At 65.7% G+C, this 1,121-nt stretch carries 2 protein-coding genes; one reads left to right on the top strand and one right to left on the bottom strand.

Annotated features, from left to right (window positions below):
• Positions 1–222 precede the first annotated feature (222 nt).
• Positions 223–864: a GntR family transcriptional regulator gene (locus ACSFA3_RS25080; RefSeq protein WP_093052379.1), complete on the top strand. Its 642-nt coding sequence runs from the start codon at positions 223–225 to the stop codon at positions 862–864.
• Here ACSFA3_RS25080 and ACSFA3_RS25075 read toward each other — a convergent pair.
• On the bottom strand, positions 861–1,121 hold a 261-nt coding region (locus ACSFA3_RS25075), incomplete at its 5' end, for a TetR/AcrR family transcriptional regulator C-terminal domain-containing protein (RefSeq protein WP_435508055.1). The two genes, ACSFA3_RS25080 and ACSFA3_RS25075, sit on opposite strands and share 4 nt — an antisense overlap.

Genomic DNA, 1,121 nt, shown 5'->3' with positions numbered 1-1,121 from the left:
CGTTCACGTCGCCGCCGGGTGCGGACTTGGCAGCAGCCTTGGCCCAGGCATCGAGGTCGGCGGGCTTGAAAGAGGGTTCGGGTGTGCTGCTCATGAAGGGGCCGTTCGCAGTGTCTTGCAGGGTATTCGCAAATTCGCCTGCACGGATTTGCAAGCCGGCCGCGAGTCTAACCGATCCATAATTATTAATTCAAACGCCGTTTTTGAAGTACAGTCCGGCCCATGTCCGCCGTCACCCTCACCCCCCGCGCCCTCTATGAAGAGGTGGCCGAGTTGCTGCGCCAGCGGATCTTTCGCCGCGAGTTGGAGCCCGGCAGCTGGATCGACGAACTCAAGCTGGCCGAGGAATACGGCATCAGCCGCACGCCGCTGCGCGAGGCGCTGAAGGTGCTGGCGGCCGAAGGCCTGGTGACGATGAAGGTGCGGCGCGGCGCCTACGTGACCGAGGTGTCGGAGCAGGACCTGACCGACGTGTACCACCTGCTCTCACTGCTGGAGAGCGACGCCGCCGGTGTGGTGGCCGAGCGCGCCACCGACGCGCAGCGCGCCGAGCTGAAGGCGCTGCACGCCGAGCTGGAAGCAGCGGCCTCACCCGAGAACCGGGAGCATTTCTTCGCCCTGAACGAGCGCTTTCACATGCGGCTGCTGGCCATCGCCAACAACAAGTGGCGCGACCAGATGGTGGCCGACCTGCGCAAGGTAATGAAGCTCAACCGGCACAACTCGCTGCTGAAGGCCGGCCGGATCGCGGAGTCGCTGGCGGAGCACCGCTCGGTGATGGCCGCCATCGAGGCGCGGGACGCGGAGGCCGCCATGGCTCGCATGCGCGAGCACTTTCAGAACGGGCTCGAAGCCGCGAACTAGCGCGGCGCCGCGCCGTATAGGAACATCTCGACGGCGCGCTGGACCAGCGCGTGAATCTGCTCTACCGACACGGGCTCGGGGTTGGCCTGGTAGAGCCGTGCCTGGGTCTCAGCCGTGATCAACGTGGTGAACTGCAGCGCGGTCACATGCGGGTCCAGGCGCCGTAGTTCGCCACGCTTCATTGCCGCATCCATGAACCCCGCAAGGGTTCGGATGTATTCGGCAGGCCCCGACTCCTGGAACTGCTGCCCCACGTC

Source organism: Variovorax glucosi (genome assembly GCF_051216695.1).
GTDB lineage: Bacteria > Pseudomonadota > Gammaproteobacteria > Burkholderiales > Burkholderiaceae_C > Variovorax.
The sequence above is the reverse complement of the archived record's forward strand: the minus strand, read 5'-3'. Positions and strand labels throughout refer to the sequence as shown.

Bases quoted from the DNA above. Each gene is read 5' to 3' on its own strand.
- ACSFA3_RS25080 (WP_093052379.1), top strand. From the start codon at position 223: ATGTCCGCCGTCACCCTCACCCCCCGCGCCCTCTATGAAGAGGTGGCC.